Consider the following 16,492-nt stretch of genomic DNA (forward strand, 5'->3'; position numbering starts at 1 on the left):
GTTTCGGCGGCGTCGTCGACCTGCCCGACGTGCTCGACCGGCGCGGCGGCGAGCGGCTGGCCGCCGTGCTGGCCGCCCGCGACGAGGACCAGGTGGCGATCCGCCCCTCCGGCGCCTACGCCCGCCGCATCGTCCGCGCCGAGGCGGCCGCGGCCCGGCCCGGCGGCCGTCCGCCGCGCGGCACCGTCCTGGTCACCGGCGGCACCGGCACCCTCGCCCCGCACCTGGCCCGCCGGCTCGCCGCCGAGGGCGCCGAGCGGATCGTGCTCACCAGCCGCCGCGGCCCCGCCGCGCCGGGCGCCGCCGACCTGCTCGCCGAACTCGCCGCCGCGGGCTGTGCGGCCGAGATGGTGGCCTGCGACCTCACCGACCGCGACGCCGTCGAGCGGATGCTCGCCGAACTCGCCGCCGCCGGCCACGAGGTGCGCACCGTCGTGCACACCGCCGCCGTCATCGAGCTGCTGTCCGTCGAGGAGACCACCCCCGAGGCCTTCGCCAAGGTCCTGCACGCCAAGACCGCCGGCGCCCGCCACCTCGACGAGCTCCTGCCCGACGACCAGCTCGACGCCTTCGTGCTGTACTCCTCCACCGCCGGCATGTGGGGCAGTGGCCGGCACGCCGCGTACGTCGCGGGCAACGCCTACCTCAACGCGCTCGCCGAGCACCGCCGTGCCCGCGGCGGCCGGGCCACCGCGATCTCCTGGGGCATCTGGGCGGACGACCTGAAGCTCGGCCGCGTCGACCCCGGCCAGATCCGGCGCAGCGGCCTGGTCTTCATGGACCCCGCGCTCGCCCTGGACGGGCTGCGCCAGGCCCTCGACGCCGACGAGCAGGTGCTCGCGATCGCCGACGTCGACTGGGAGCGCTACCACCCGGTCTTCACCTCCGGCCGCCCGACCGCGCTGTTCGAGGACGTCCCCGAGGTGCGCCGGCTCGCCGAGGCCGCCGAACGCCCCGCCGGGGACGGCGAGTTCGCCGCCCGGCTGCGCGCCCTGCCGGCCGCCGAGCAGGAGCGCCGGCTGCTGGACCTGGTCCGCGCCGAGGCGGCCACCACGCTCGGCCACGCCTCGCCCGACGTGCTGTCCGAGCAGCGGGCCTTCCGCGACGTCGGCTTCGACTCGCTGACCGCCGTCGACCTGCGCAACCGGCTGGCCGCCGCGACCGGGCTGACGCTGCCCAGCACCCTCGTGTTCGACCACCCGAACCCGCTCGCCCTGGTGCGCTTCCTGCGCGAGAAGATCGCCGGCGCCGCCACCGGCGGGCCCGCCCCTGCGGCGACGGGTGTCGCACCGGACGAGCCGATCGCCATCATCGGCATGAGCTGCCGCTACCCGGGCGGCATCGCCTCGCCCGAGGACCTGTGGCGGCTCGTCACCGCGGGCGGCGACGCCATCACCGAGTTCCCGCCGGACCGCGGCTGGGACACCGAGGGGCTCTACGACCCGGACCCGGACACGCCCGGCCGCACCTACTCGGTGCGCGGCGGCTTCCTGAAGGACGTCGCCGACTTCGACGCCGCGTTCTTCGGCATCTCCCCGCGCGAGGCCCTCGCCATGGACCCGCAGCAGCGGCTCCTGCTGGAGACCGCCTGGGAGGCCGTGGAGCGGGCCGGCCTCGACCCGTCCGCCCTGCGCGGCAGCCTCACCGGCACCTTCATCGGCGCCAGCTACCAGGACTACAGCCCCGGCGACTCCGCCCAGGACGGCGCCGAGGGGCACCTCGTCACCGGCACCATCCCGAGCGTGCTGTCCGGGCGGCTCTCCTACACCTTCGGCTTCGAGGGACCGGCCGTCACGCTCGACACCGCGTGCTCGTCCTCGCTCGTCGCCCTGCACCTGGCCTGCCAGTCGCTGCGCAACGGGGAGAGCACGCTCGCCCTGGCCGGCGGCGTCAGCGTGATGGCCACGCCCAACGCGTTCGTCGGCTTCAGCCGCCAGCGCGCCATGGCCGTCGACGGCCGCTGCAAGGCCTACGCCGAGGCCGCCGACGGCATGAGCCTCGCCGAGGGCGTCGGCCTCGTCCTGGTCGAGCGGCTCTCCGACGCCGAACGCCTCGGCCACCCGGTGCTCGCCGTCCTTCGCGGCTCCGCCGTCAACCAGGACGGGGCTTCGAACGGCCTGACGGCGCCCAACGGGCCCGCCCAGCAGCGGGTGATCCGCGCCGCGCTCGCAGGCGCCCGGCTCGCCCCGGGCGAGGTGGACGCCGTCGAGGGCCACGGCACCGGCACCAGGCTCGGTGACCCGATCGAGGCCCAGGCGCTCCTCGCCACCTACGGGCAGGACCGCGAACTCCCGCTGCTGCTCGGCTCGGTGAAGTCCAACATCGGTCACACCCAGATGGCCTCCGGCGTGGCCGGCGTCATCAAGACCGTGCTCGCGCTGCGCAACGGGGTGCTCCCGGCCAGCCTGCACATCGACCGGCCGTCCACGCACGTCGACTGGACGGAAGGCGCCATCGAGCTCCTCGCGGAGGCCCGCGACTGGCCCGAGACCGGGCGCCCGCGCCGGGCCGCCGTCTCCTCCTTCGGGCTGAGCGGCACCAACGCGCACGTGATCCTCGAACAGGCGCCGGCCACCGTGGCGGCCGCTGCGCCGCAGGACGGGGACACCGTGCCCTTCACGGTGTCCGCCCGTACCGAGGAGGCCCTGCGCGCCCAGGCCGCGCGGCTGCTGACCGCCCTCGACGAGCGGCCCGAACTGCCGCTCGCCGACCTGGCGTTCTCCCTCGCCACCACCCGCACCGCCCTCGACCGGCGCGCCGCCGTCACCACCGGCGACCGCGCCGAGCTGCGGCGCGCCCTCGCCGCGCTGCGCGACGGCCTGCCGGACGCCGCCCTCGTCACCGGCCGGCCCGCCGGCGGTGGCCTGGCCTTCCTGTTCACCGGCCAGGGCAGCCAGTACCCGGCCATGGGCCGCGAGCTGTACGACCGGTACCCGGTCTACGCGGAGGCGCTGGACGCCGTGCTCGCCCGCTTCGACCTGGACTACGAACGGCCCGTCCGGGACGTCCTGTTCGCGGAGGAGGGCTCGGCGCAGGCGGCCCTGCTGGACGACACGGGGTACGCGCAGCCGGCGCTGTTCGCGCTGGAGGTGGCGCTGTTCCGGCTGGTGGAGTCGTGGGGCCTGCGGCCCGACTTCGTGGTGGGGCACTCGATCGGTGAGATCGCGGCCGCGCACGTGGCGGGGGTGTTCTCGCTGGAGGACGCCTGCGCGCTGGTGGCCGCCCGGGCCCGGCTGATGTCCGAACTGCCGGGCGGGGGAGCGATGGTCTCCGTCGAGGCGACGGAGGAGGAGGTCCTGCCGCTGCTGACGGACGGCGTCTCGATCGCCGCCGTCAACGGACCCGCCTCACTCGTCCTCGCGGGCGACGAGGACGAAGTCCTGCGCATCGCCGGCCAGTTCGCGGCCGACGGGCGGCGCACCAAGCGCCTGCGCGTCTCGCACGCCTTCCACTCGCCGCACATGGAGCCGATGCTCGACGCCTACACCCGCGTCGCCGCCACGCTCACCTGCGACGCCCCGGCGATCCCGCTGATCTCCACCGTCACCGGCGCGCCCGCCACCGCCGACGAGCTCGGCGCGCCCGAGTACTGGGCCCGGCAGGTGCGCGGCACCGTCCGCTTCGCCGACGCCGTCCGCTCCCTCGCCGGCCACGGCGCCGCCGCCTTCCTCGAACTCGGCCCGGACGGCGTCCTGACCGCCGCCGCCCGCGACACCCTCGGCGACGGCGCCCGCCTCACCGGCGTGCCCGCGCTGCGCCGCGGCCGGCCCGGCGTCCCGGCCCTCACGGCCGCGCTCGCCCGCCTCGCCGTCGGCGGCCTGCGCCCCGACTGGGCGGCCGTCTTCGCCGGCACCGGCGCCCGCCGCGCCGACCTGCCCACCTACCCGTTCCAGCGGCAGCGCTACTGGCCGGAGGGGCGGCCCGTCCCGTCGCCGGGATCCGACCCGGTGGACGCCGAGTTCTGGGCCGCCGTCGACCGCGGCGACCTCGCCGGGCTCGGCACCGGGCTGGACCTCGACCGGGACACCGTGGCCGCGCTCTCCACCTGGCGCCGCGCCCGCCGCGAGCGCTCCACCGTCGACGCCTGGCGCTACCGCGCCGCCTGGACGCCGCTCGACGCGGCGGGTGCCGCCGCCCGGCCCTCCGGCCGCTGGCTGGTGCTCGCCTCGGACGACGCGGCGTGGGCGGAGGGGCTCGTCGACGGGGTGACCCTCCGGCTCTCCGGCGGCCGGGCCGCGCTCGCCGAGCGGTTGCGCGAAGTGGTCGCAGCAGAAGGCGAGTTCACCGGCGTCCTGGCCCTGCTCGCGCTCGGCGAGGACCCGCTCGCGGCCACCGTCGCCGCCGTCCAGGCCCTCGGCGACGCGGGCATCACCGCCCCGCTGTGGTGCCTCACCCGCGGCGCCGTCGCCACCGGCCGCTCCGACCGGCCCGCCGACCCCCGGCAGGCCTCCGTCTGGGGCCTCGGCCGCTCCGCCGCCCTCGAACTGCCCACCCGCTGGGGCGGGCTGATCGACCTGCCGGAGCAGCTCGACGACACCGCGCTGCGCCGCCTGGCCGCCGCGCTCGCCCGCACCGACGGCGAGGACCAGCTCGCTGTCCGCGCCTCCGGCACCTTCGCCCGGCGCCTCGTGCGGCACCCGCTGGGCGAGCGCCCGGCCGCCCGGCCGTACGCACCCACCGGCACCGTCCTGATCACCGGCGGCACCGGCGGCCTCGGCGGACAGCTCGCCCGCCGCCTCGCCGCCCAGGGCGCCGCGCACCTGCTGCTGGTCAGCCGCAGCGGCGCCGACGCCCCCGGCGCCGAGCAACTGCGCGCGGACCTCGCCGCCCTGGGCGCCGGCGTCACCCTGGCCGCCTGCGACGCCGCCGACCGGGAGGCCCTCGCGGCGGTCCTCGCCGCCGTCCCGGCCGACCGGCCGCTCACCGCCGTGTTCCACACCGCCGGCGTCGTCGCCGACGGCACCCTCGACACCCTGACCGCCGAGCACTTCGCGGACGTGCTCCGCCCCAAGGCCGACGCCGCGCGCCACCTCGACGAGCTGACCCGCGACACCGACCTCGCCGCCTTCGTCCTGTTCACCTCCACCGCCGGTACCATCGGCGCCGCCGGACAGGCCAACTACGCCGCGGCCAACGCCTACCTCGACGCCCTCGCCGAACAGCGGCGCGCCGACGGCCGCCCGGCCACCGCGATCGCGTGGGGCCCGTGGGCCGGCGACGGCATGGCCGGGGCCGGCAGCGGCGTCGAGCAGCGGGTGCGCCGCGGCGGCTACAACCCGATGGCGCCCGAGCGCGCCCTGACGGCCCTCGGCCACGCCCTCGACCACGACGACACCGCGCTCACCGTCGCCGACATCGACTGGCAGCGCTTCGCCGCCGTGTTCACGGCGCAGCGGCCCGTCCCGCTGATCGCCGCGCTGGCCGGACCGGCCGGCCGTCCGGTGGCGTCCGCCCCGGAGTCCGGGCTGCGGCAGCGCCTCGCCGAACTGTCCGAGCAGGCCCGGGAGCGGTTCGTCCTCGACTTCGTGCGCACCCGCGTCGCGGCCGTCCTCGGCCACGCGGGCGGCGAGCGCGTCGGCGCCGACCAGCCCTTCACCGACCTCGGCATGGACTCCCTCACCACCGTCGAACTGCGCAACGTCCTCACCGCCGCCACCGGCCTGACCCTGCCCGCCACCCTGGTCTACGACCACCCGACCCCGGCCGACCTGGCCGCCCACCTGCTCGCCGAACTCCTCGGCACCCTGCCCGAACCCGACCGGGCTCAGGTCCGCCAGGAGGTCGCGGACGACCCGGTCGTGATCGTCGGCATGGCCTGCCGCTTCCCCGGCGGCGTCGAGTCGCCGGAGGACCTGTGGCGGCTGCTCGGCGACGGCGCCGACGCCGTCCGCCCGTTCCCCACCGACCGCGGCTGGGACCTCGACGCCCTCGGCCGGGGCGGCTCCGCCACCGTCCACGGCGGCTTCCTCGACGGCGTCGGCCGCTTCGACGCCCGCTTCTTCGGCATCTCGCCCCGCGAGGCCCTCGCCATGGACCCCCAGCAGCGCCTCCTCCTGGAGACCTCCTGGGAGGCCCTGGAGCGCTCCGGCATCGCCCCCGACCGCCTGCGCGGCACCGACACCGGCGTCTTCGTCGGCACCAACGGCCAGGACTACCTCACCGTGCTGCGCCGCGGCACCGCCGACGTGCGCGGCCACGCCGCCACCGGCAACACGGCGAGCGTCCTGTCCGGCCGGCTCTCCTACACCCTCGGCCTGGAGGGGCCCGCCGTCACCGTCGACACCGCGTGCTCCTCCGCCCTCGTCTCGCTTCACCTGGCCGCCCGCGCGCTGCGCGCCGGGGAGTGCTCGCTGGCCCTGGCCGGCGGCGCCTCGGTGATGTCCAGCCCGGACGCCTTCGTCGAGTTCACCGCGCAGGGCGGCCTCGCCGCCGACGGCCGCTGCAAGCCCTTCGCCGACGCCGCCGACGGCACCGCGTGGTCCGAGGGCGCGGGCGTTCTGGTGCTGGAGCGCCTCTCCGACGCCCGCCGGCTCGGGCACCCGGTGCTGGCCGTCGTGCGCGGCTCCGCCGTCAACCAGGACGGGGCTTCGAACGGCCTGACGGCGCCCAACGGACGGGCCCAGCAGCGGGTGATCCGCGCAGCCCTCGCCGACGCGGGCCTGACCGCCGGCGACGTGGACGCCGTCGAGGCGCACGGCACCGGCACCGCCCTCGGCGACCCGATCGAGGCGCACGCCCTGCTGGCCGCCTACGGGCGGGACCGCGAACTCCCGCTCCTGCTCGGCTCGGTGAAGTCCAACCTCGGCCACACCCAGGCCGCCGCCGGCGCCGCCGGGGTGATCAGGACGGTGCTCGCGATGCAGCACGGGGAGCTGCCGAAGTCGCTGCACGTCGACGCGCCCTCCCGGCACGTCGACTGGACGGCCGGCGCCGTCGAGCTGCTCACCGAGGCCCGGCCCTGGCCGGAGACCGGCCGCCCGCGCCGGGCCGGCGTCTCCGCCTTCGGCGTCAGCGGCACCAACGCGCACGTCCTGCTGGAGCAGGCCCCTCCGGCCGAAGAGGCGGCTGGAGCCGAGGTGGTGGCGAGCGCCGCGCCGTGGGTGGTCTCCGCCAAGTCCGAAGCCGCGCTGGACGCCACGCTCGGCCGCCTCGCGGCGCTGGACGGGCCGTCCGCGCTCGACGTCGCGCATTCGCTGGCTGTCGGCCGGGCGCTTCTCGGGCACCGCGCGGTACTGCTGGACGGCGTCGAGGTCGCGCGCGGGGTCGCGGCGGAGCGTGCGACGGCGTTCCTGTTCTCCGGGCAGGGCTCACAACGGCTCGGCATGGGGCGGGAGTTGTACGCCCGGTTCCCGGTGTTCGCCGAGGCCTTCGACGGCGTGTGCGCACGGCTGGACCAGCTGCTGGACCGGCCGCTGCGGGACGTGGTGTGGGGCTCGGACGAGGCGCAGTCCAACCGGACGGAGTACGCCCAGGCCGGGCTGTTCGCGGTCGAGGTGGCGCTGTTCCGGCTCGTCGAATCGGTGGGCGTGCGGCCGGAGTTCGTGGCCGGGCACTCGATCGGTGAGATCGCCGCGGCGCACGTGGCCGGGGTGTTCTCGCTGGAGGACGCGTGTGCCCTGGTGGCGGCGCGTGGCCGGCTGATGCAGGCGCTGCCGGAGGGCGGCGCGATGGTCGCCGTGGAGGCGACGGAGGAGGAAGTCCTCCCGCTGCTGGGCGAGTTCGTGTCGATCGCGGCGGTGAACGGCCCGACGTCGGTGGTGGTTTCGGGTGCTCTCGAAGCCGTCGAGGCGATCGAGGCGCACTTCGCCGACCGGCGGACGACGCGCCTGCGGGTCTCGCACGCCTTCCACTCGCCGCTGATGGAGCCGATGCTGGACGACTTCCGGGCCGTCCTCAACGGCCTTGCGTTCGAGGCGCCTTCGATCCCGCTCGTCTCCAACCTGACCGGTGACCTGGCCGACGCCGAGCAGCTGTGCACACCCGAGTACTGGGTGCGGCACGTCCGCGAGACCGTCCGCTTCGCCGACGGCATCCGTACGCTGGAAGAAGCGGGCGCCAGCGCCTTCCTGGAGCTGGGCCCGGACGGCGTCCTCGCCGCGCTCGCCCAGCGCTCCACCGGCGACCGGGACCGCGACCGCGTCGCCGAGGCGACCTGCCGCCGCGACCGGCCGGAGGAGCGCACCCTGGTCACCGCGCTCGCCCGCCTGCACGTCGCAGGAGTGCCGGTCGACTGGACCGCACTGCTCGCCGGCACCGGCGCCCGCCGGGTCGACCTGCCCACCTACCCGTTCCAGCGCGAGCTGTACTGGCCCGAACGCGCACCGCAGCCCGTCGCCGCCGGCGACCCGGCGGACGCCGTGTTCTGGTCCGCCGTCGAGCGCGCCGACACGGCCGCCCTCGGCACGACCCTCGGCCTCGACGACGACACGTCGCTCACCGCCCTCCTGCCCGCCCTCTCCGCGTGGCGCCGCCGGCAGACCGAGCGGACCGACGCCGACCGGCTGCGCTACCGCGCCGCCTGGAAGCCGTACGCCGCCCCCGCCGGACCGGACGCCCTGCCGGGCACCTGGCTGGCCCTCGTCCCGGCCGACCGGGACGACGACGCCTGGACGTCCGCCGTGCTCGCCGCCCTCGGCGCGGACGCCGTCCGCCTCCCGGCCGACCGGGACGGCCACACGGACCTGGTCGAGAAGCTCGCCCCGCTCGCCGCAACGGCCACCGGCGTGGTGTCCCTGCTCGCCACCTGCGGCGGCGTGCCCGCCGGGCTCGCCCGGCCGGACGCTCTGCTCGCCGCCCTCGGCGAGGCGGGCGTCGAGGCCCCGCTGTGGTGCCTCACCCGGGGCGCCGTCGCCCTCGGCGACACCGAGGCCCCGCAGGACGCCGCGCAGGCGGCCGTCTGGGGCATCGGCCGGGTGGCCGCCCTCGAACACCCGCAGCACTGGGGAGGGTTGATCGACCTCCCCGAGGCCCCCGACGCCCGCACATCGGCCCGCCTGCGCGCCCTGCTGACGGCCGAGGACGGCGAGGACCAGCTGGCGCTGCGCCCCGCCGGGGCCTTCGCCCGGCGCCTCGTGCGCGCCACGACGCCCGGCACCGCATGCCCGTGGACCCCGCGCGGCACGGTCCTGCTGGTCGGCGACCCGGACGGCCACGCGGCCCTCACCGCCCGCTGGCTCGCCCACTCGGGCGCTCGGCACGTGGTGCTGCTCACCGCCGAGGCTGCGGTGGATGGCGCCGCCGTCGACCGCCTGCGCGCCGAACTCGCCGCGCACGGCGCCGAGCTGACGCCCGTCACCGGCACGCCCGGCGACCCGGCCGCCCTCGCTTCCGTCCTCGGGCTGCCCGACCTCTCGGCCGTCCTCTACACCGGCCGCACCGCCGCGCCCGCCGCGCACCTCGCCGGGCTGCTCGCCGACCTCGTGGCGCTCGGCGAGGCGCTCGGGGAGCGGGAGCTCGACGCCTACGTGCTGTTCGGGTCGATCACCGGCACCTGGGGGGTCAAGGGCCGCGCCGACGAGGCCGCCGCCAGCGCCCTCCTCGACGCCGTCGCCCAGGGCCGCCGGGCCGCCGGGCGAGCCGGGACCGCCGTCTCGTGGGGCGCCTGGGCGGGCAGCACGCCCGACTCCCTGGCCGCTCACCTGCGGGCCAACGGGCTGCCGCCGATCGCCCCCGACCGCGCCCTGGCGGCCCTCGCGGCCGCCCTCGACGGCCCCGCCGTCACGGTCGCCGACGTGGCCTGGGAGCGCTTCGCGCCCGCCTTCGCCGAGACCAGGCCCAGCAGGCTCTTCGCCGACCTGCCCGAGGCCCGCGTCACCGCGCAGCCGCAGGAGGCGAGCGGCGGCTCCGGCCGGGCCGACGCGCTGCGCGCCGGCCTGCGCGAGCGGTCGGCGGCCGAGCGCACCGAGGCCCTGCTGGCGATCGTCCGGGCCGAGTCGGCCGCCGTGCTCGGCCACGCCGACGCCGACGACGTGCCGTCCGGGCACCCGTTCAGGGACCTCGGCTTCGACTCGCTGACCGCCGTCGACCTGCGGGCCCGCCTCAACACCGCGACCGGCCTGCGCCTGCCCGCCACCCTCGTGTTCGACTACCCGACCCCGGCGGCCCTCGCCGCCTACCTGCGCGCCGAACTGTTCGACGAGGCCCAGGAGGTGGAGCGCTCGGCCGCCGCGGCCGACACCGACGACCCGATCGTGATCGTCGGCATGGGCTGCCGCTACCCGGGCGGCGTCCGCTCGCCCGAGGACCTGTGGCGGCTCCTGCGGGAGGGCGCCGACGCGATCGGACCGTTCCCCGCCGACCGCGGCTGGGACCTCGACCGGCTCGCCCACGGCGACCGCGACGGGCGCGGGCGCAGCGTCACCCAGCAGGGCGGGTTCCTGTACGACGCGGGCGAGTTCGACGCCGCCTTCTTCGGGGTCTCCCCGCGCGAGGCGATGGTCGTCGACCCGCAGCAGCGGCTCGTGCTGGAGACCGCCTGGGAGGCGCTGGAGCGCGCCGGGATCGACCCGGCGGGCCTGCGCGGCGGCGACACCGGCGTGTTCATCGGCGGCGGCAGCGGCGACTACCGGCCGGCCATCGGCCAGCTCGGCCACGTCGAGACCGCCCAGTCCGCGAGCCTGCTCTCCGGCCGGCTCTCCTACACCCTCGGGCTGGAGGGGCCCTCGGTCAGCGTGGACACCGCCTGCTCCTCGTCGCTGGTCGCCCTGCACCTGGCCGCCCAGGCGCTGCGGGCCGGCGAGTGCTCGCTGGCCCTGGCGGGCGGTGTGACGGTGATGTCGAGCCCGGTCGGGTTCGTCGAGTTCGGCGAAATGGGGGCGCTGTCCCCGGACGGGCGCTGCCGCACCTTCTCCGACGCCGCCGACGGCACCGCGTGGTCCGAGGGCGTCGGCGTCCTGGTGGTCGAGCGGCTGTCCGACGCCGAGCGCCGCGGGCACCGGGTGCTCGCCGTCCTGCGCGGCTCCGCGATCAACCAGGACGGCGCGTCGAACGGCATCACCGCGCCCAACGGGCCGTCCCAGCAGCGCGTCATCCGGCGCGCCCTGGCCAACGCGGGCCTGGCGCCCGCCGAGGTGGACGCCGTCGAAGCGCACGGCACCGGCACGAGGCTCGGTGACCCGATCGAGGCCCAGGCGCTCCTCGCCACCTACGGCCAGGACCGCGAACGGCCCGTCCTCATCGGCGCGTTGAAGTCCAACCTGGGCCACACCCAGGCCGCCTCGGGCGTGGCCGGCGTGATCAAGATGGTCCTCGCCATGCGGCACGGCCTGCTGCCGCGCACGCTCCACGTCGGCACGCCGTCCTCGCACGTCGACTGGACGGCCGGCGCCGCCGAGCTCCTGACCGAGGACACCGCCTGGCCGGCCACCGGCCGCCCCCGTCGGGCCGGCGTCTCCGCCTTCGGCGCGAGCGGCACCAACGCCCACGTGATCGTCGAGGCGCCGCCCGCGGCCGAGCCCGCCGAGGCGCGTCCGGACGACCGGCCGCTGCCCGTCCCGCTCTGCGCCGCGACGCCCGGAGCGCTGCGCGAGCAGGCCGCCCTGCTGCTCGACCGCCTCGCCGCGGACCCGGAGCTGACGGTCCGCGACCTCGGCCACTCGCTGGCCACCACCCGCACGCTGCTCGACCACCGGGCCGCCGTGCTCGCCGCCGACCGCGACGAGCTGACCCAGGGCCTGCGCGCCCTCGCCGACGGGCAGGCCGCGCCGCACCTCGTCCAGGGCTCGGCCCTGGGCGGGAAGACCGCCTTCCTCTTCCCCGGCCAGGGCTCGCAGCGCCCCGGCGCCGGGCGGGAGCTCTACGCCGCCCACCCGGTGTTCGCCGACGCGCTGGACGCCGTCCTCGCCGGCTTCGAGGGACGGCTGGCAGGGCCGCTGCGCCCGGTGCTGTTCGCGGAGGAGGGGTCGGCGCAGGCGGCCCTGCTGGACGACACGGGGTACGCGCAGCCGGCGCTGTTCGCGCTGGAGGTGGCGCTGTTCCGGCTGGTGGAGTCGTGGGGCCTGCGTCCGGACTTCGTCATGGGCCACTCGATCGGTGAGATCGCGGCCGCGCACGTGGCGGGGGTGTTCTCCCTGGAGGACGCCTGCACGCTGGTGGCCGCCCGGGCCCGGCTGATGTCCGAACTGCCGGGCGGGGGAGCGATGGTCTCCGTCGAGGCGACCGAGGCGGAGGTCCTGCCACTGCTGACGGACGGCGTCTCGATCGCCGCCGTCAACGGCCCGCGCGCCGTCGTCCTCTCCGGCGACGCCGACGCCGTCGAGCGCACCGCCGCAGGATTCGCGGCCGACGGGCGCAGGACTAGGCGTTTGCGGGTGAGCCATGCGTTTCACTCCGTACACATGGACGCCATGCTCGACGACTTCGAGCGGACCGCCCGGGGCATCGCCTACGCCGCCCCGCGCATCCCGCTCGTGTCCAACCTGACCGGTGACGTCGTCGCCGGCGAGACCGGGGCGGAGTACTGGGTGCGCCACGTCCGCGAGGCCGTCCGATTCGCCGACGGCGTCGCCGCCCTGACCGCCCGCGGCGTGCGCCGCCACCTCGAACTCGGCCCGGACGGCGTGCTGTCCGCACTCGTCCAGGCCAACACCGGGGAGGACGCCGACCCGGCCCGCCCGGTGGTCACCGCCACCGCGCTGCGCCACGGCCGCGACGAGCGCACGACCCTGCTCGCCGCCGTCGCCCGCCTGCACACCGACGGGCTGGCGCCGCGCTGGTCCGCCGTCTTCGCCGGCACCGGCGCCCGCCGGGTCGACCTGCCCACCTACCCGTTCCAGCGGCAGCGCTACTGGCCCGAGCAGTCGGGGACCTCGGCGGCGTCCTCCGACGGGGAGTTCTGGACGGCGCTGCGCACCGCGTCCTTCGACGCGCTCGCCGGCACCCTGGACGTCGACGGCGACGCCCTCGCCCAGGTGCTCCCGGCGCTGCGCGACTGGCACGACCGGCGCGAGGAGCAGGCGTCCGTCGACGCCCGCCGCCGACGGATCGTCTGGAAGCCGCTCGACCGGGCGCGCTCCGGCGCCCCGGCCGGGACGTGGCTCGCCGTCGTACCCGCCGGCCACGGCGATGCGGCCTGGACGGACGCCGTCCTCGCCGCGCTCGGCCCGGACGCCGTCCGGCTCGCCGTCGAGGCCGGCACCGACCGGGCCGGGATCGCCAAGCAGCTCGCCGAACTCCCGTGCGCGGCCGAGGAGATCACCGGCGTGGTGTCCCTCCTGGCGCTCGACGAGTCGGCGCTCGACAAGTCGGCACTCGGTGAATCGGCACTCGGTGAATCGGCACAGGGCAGCGCCCCCGCCGGGCTCGCCCGCACCGCCGCCCTGGTGCAGGCCCTCGGCGACGCCCGGATCGGCGCGCCCCTGTGGTGCGCCACCCGGGACGCCGTCGCGGCCGCCCCCGGCGACCGCGTCACCGGCCTGGCCCAGGCGGCCGTCTGGGGCCTCGGTCGGGTCGCCGCGCTCGAACACCCGCAGCGCTGGGGCGGCCTGATCGACCTGCCCGCGAGCATCGACCGGCGCGCCGCCACCCTGCTGGCCGCCGTCCTCGCCGACCCGGACGGGGAGGACCAGCTGGCCGTCCGTCCCACCGGGGTCCTCGGCCGACGCCTGGCCGCCGCCCCCGGCGGATCCGCGCCCGGCGTCCCCGAGACCTGGGACCCGACCGGCACCGTGCTGATCACCGGCGGCACCGGCGCCCTCGGCGCCGAGGTCGCCCGCGGCCTCGCCGCCGCCGGCGCCCGGCACCTCGTGCTGCTGAGCCGCCGTGGCCCCGACGCGCCCGGCACGGCCGAGCTCCGCGAGGAACTCGCCGCCGCCGGTGCCGCCGTCACCGTCGCGGCCTGCGACGCGGCCGACCGGCAGGCGCTCGCCGCCGTCCTGGCCGCCGTGCCCGCCGAACACCCGCTGACCGCCGTCGTCCACGCCGCCGGCGTGCTCGACGACGGCGTCATCGACGGCCTCACCCCCGACCGCTTCGAGGACGTCTACCGCGCCAAGGCCACCTCGGCACTCCTGCTCGACGAGTTGACCAGGGACCACGACCTGGCCGTGTTCGCCCTGTTCTCCTCCGCCTCCGCGGCCGTCGGCAACCCCGGCCAGGGCAACTACGCGGCCGCCAACGCCGTCCTCGACGCCCTCGCCGAACGCCGCCGCGCCGACGGACTCGCCGCCACCTCCCTCTCCTGGGGCGCCTGGGCCGGCGGCGGCATGGCCGCCGACGCCCGGGCCGGCGAGGCCGCCCGCCGCACCGGCATCCGGCCGCTCGACCCGGCCGTCGCGGTCGCCGCGCTGCGCCGGGCCGTGCTCGACACCGCGCCGACCACCCTGGTCGCCGACGTCGACCCGGAGCGCTTCGTCCGCGCCTTCACCGCCGTCCGCCCGAGCCGGCTGCTCGCCGAACTCCCCGGCTACGCCGACCCGCAGGGCCGCGGTGGCGAAACACCGAACGGGCGCGAGCTGCGCGCCGAGCTGGCCGGGCTCACCCCGGCCCGCCGCTCCGCCGCCCTCCTCGGGCTGGTGCGCGGCCGCGCGGCCGAGGTGCTCGGACTGCCCGGCATCGAGGCGGTCGGCCCCGAGAAGGCCTTCCGCGACCTCGGGTTCGACTCGCTCGGCGCGATCGAGCTGCGCAACCGGCTCGGCGCCGCCACCGGCCTCGACCTGTCACCGACGCTGGTCTTCGACCACCCGAACCCGAGCGAGCTCGCCGAGCACCTGCTGGGCCTGCTCTTCGAGGGGGACGGCGGAGCCGGAGCGGACGGCGCGGAGCCCGAGCGCGCCCGCCTGCGGGCGCTGGTCGAGTCCGTCCCGCTGGACCGGCTGCGGCGCAGCGGCGTCCTGGACGTGCTGCTGAAGCTCGCCGACGGCCCCGCGGACGGCGAGCCCGCCGACGACGCCGACGCCATCGACGCGATGGACCTGGACGACCTGGTGCAGGCCGCCCTGCGCAACGACCCCGACCACGCCCAGGACTGACGGAGCCACCATGACCACGCCCCACGACAAGGTAGTCGCCGCTCTCCGGTCCTCGATGAAGGAGACCGAACGGCTGCGCAAGCAGAACCGGCAGCTGCTCGCCGCGGCCGCCGAACCCGTCGCCGTCATCGGCATGGGCTGCCGCTACCCGGGCGGCGTCGCCTCGCCCGAGGACCTCTGGGACCTCGTGGCCGACGGCACCGACGCCACCGGCGGCTACCCGGCCGACCGCGGCTGGGACCTCGGCGCCCTTCAGGACGCCGGCGTCGACGAGCGCGGCACCCGGGTCTCCCGGCGCGGCGGCTTCCTCGACTCGGTGTCCGGCTTCGACGCCGACTTCTTCGGCGTCTCGCCGCGCGAGGCCGTCTCCACCGACCCGCAGCAGCGCCTGCTGCTGGAGACCTCGTGGGAGGCGTTCGAGCGGGCGGGCATCGACCCGACGGCGCTGCGCGGCTCGCGGACCGGCGTCTTCCTCGGCACCAACGGCCAGGACTACGCGTACCTGCTGGTGCGCTCCCTGGCCGACGCCACCGGCGACATCGGCACCGGCATCGCCGCCTCGGCGCTCTCCGGCCGCCTCTCCTACACGCTCGGGCTGGAGGGCCCGGCGGTGACGGTCGACACGGCCTGCTCGTCCTCGCTGGTCGCCCTGCACTGGGCGGTCCAGGCGCTGCGGGCCGGCGAGTGCACGCTGGCGGTCGCCGGCGGCGTCAACGTGATGGCGACGCCCGGCTCGCTCATGGAGTTCTCCCGCCAGGGCGGCCTGGCCTCGGACGGGCGCTGCAAGGCGTTCGCGGAGGGCGCGGACGGGACGGGCTGGGCCGAGGGCGTCGGTGTGCTGGTGCTGGAGCGGCTCTCGGACGCCCGCCGCAACGGGCACCGCGTCCTCGCGGTCGTCCGGGGCTCGGCGGTGAACCAGGACGGCGCGTCCAACGGCTTCACCGCGCCCAACGGTCCGTCCCAGCAGCGCGTCATCCGCCAGGCGCTCGCCAACGCCGGGCTGTCGGCGGCCGACGTCGACGTCGTCGAGGGCCACGGCACGGGCACGCCGCTCGGCGACCCGATCGAGGCCCAGGCCCTGCTCGCGACGTACGGGCAGGGGCGGGAGGACGGCCGGCCGCTGTGGCTGGGCTCGATCAAGTCCAACTTCGGGCACGCCCAGGCGGCGGCCGGGGTCGCCGGCGTGATCAAGATGGTGCAGGCGATGCGGGCGGGCGTGCTGCCGAGGACGCTGCACGCGGACACGCCGTCCTCGCGCGTGGACTGGTCGGCGGGCTCGGTGCGGCTGCTGGCGCAGGCGCGGGAGTGGCCGGGGGACGAGCGCCCCCGGCGGGCAGGGGTGTCCTCGTTCGGGATCAGCGGGACGAACGCCCATGTGATCGTCGAGCAGGCGCCGGCGGAGGAGGACTCCGCAGTGGACCCGTCGGTCGTGCCGGGCGTGGTGCCGTGGGTGGTGTCGGCGAAGTCGGAGGCGGCGCTGGGCGCGCAGGTGGCGCGGCTGGCCGGCCTCGACGGCTCGGTCGGTT

Annotated in this window: 2 protein-coding genes (1 of these 2 running past the window's edge); both read left to right on the forward strand. The window is 77.3% G+C overall.

What is annotated here, in order from left to right; genetic code table 11:
- On the forward strand, positions 1–14,966 hold the 3' portion of the coding sequence (locus ACWCXH_RS08560; RefSeq protein WP_449800613.1) for a type I polyketide synthase. 13,114 nt of this gene lie to the left of the window's left edge; 14,966 of the gene's 28,080 nt are visible here — the last part of the coding sequence; its start codon lies off the left edge, out of view; the stop codon is at positions 14,964–14,966.
- Positions 14,967–14,976: 10 nt separating this feature from the next.
- Positions 14,977–16,492, forward strand: a 1,516-nt coding sequence (locus tag ACWCXH_RS08565; RefSeq protein WP_449800601.1) for a type I polyketide synthase, incomplete at its 3' end; no start/stop codon positions are given.

Source organism: Kitasatospora sp. NPDC001660 (genome assembly GCF_053596725.1).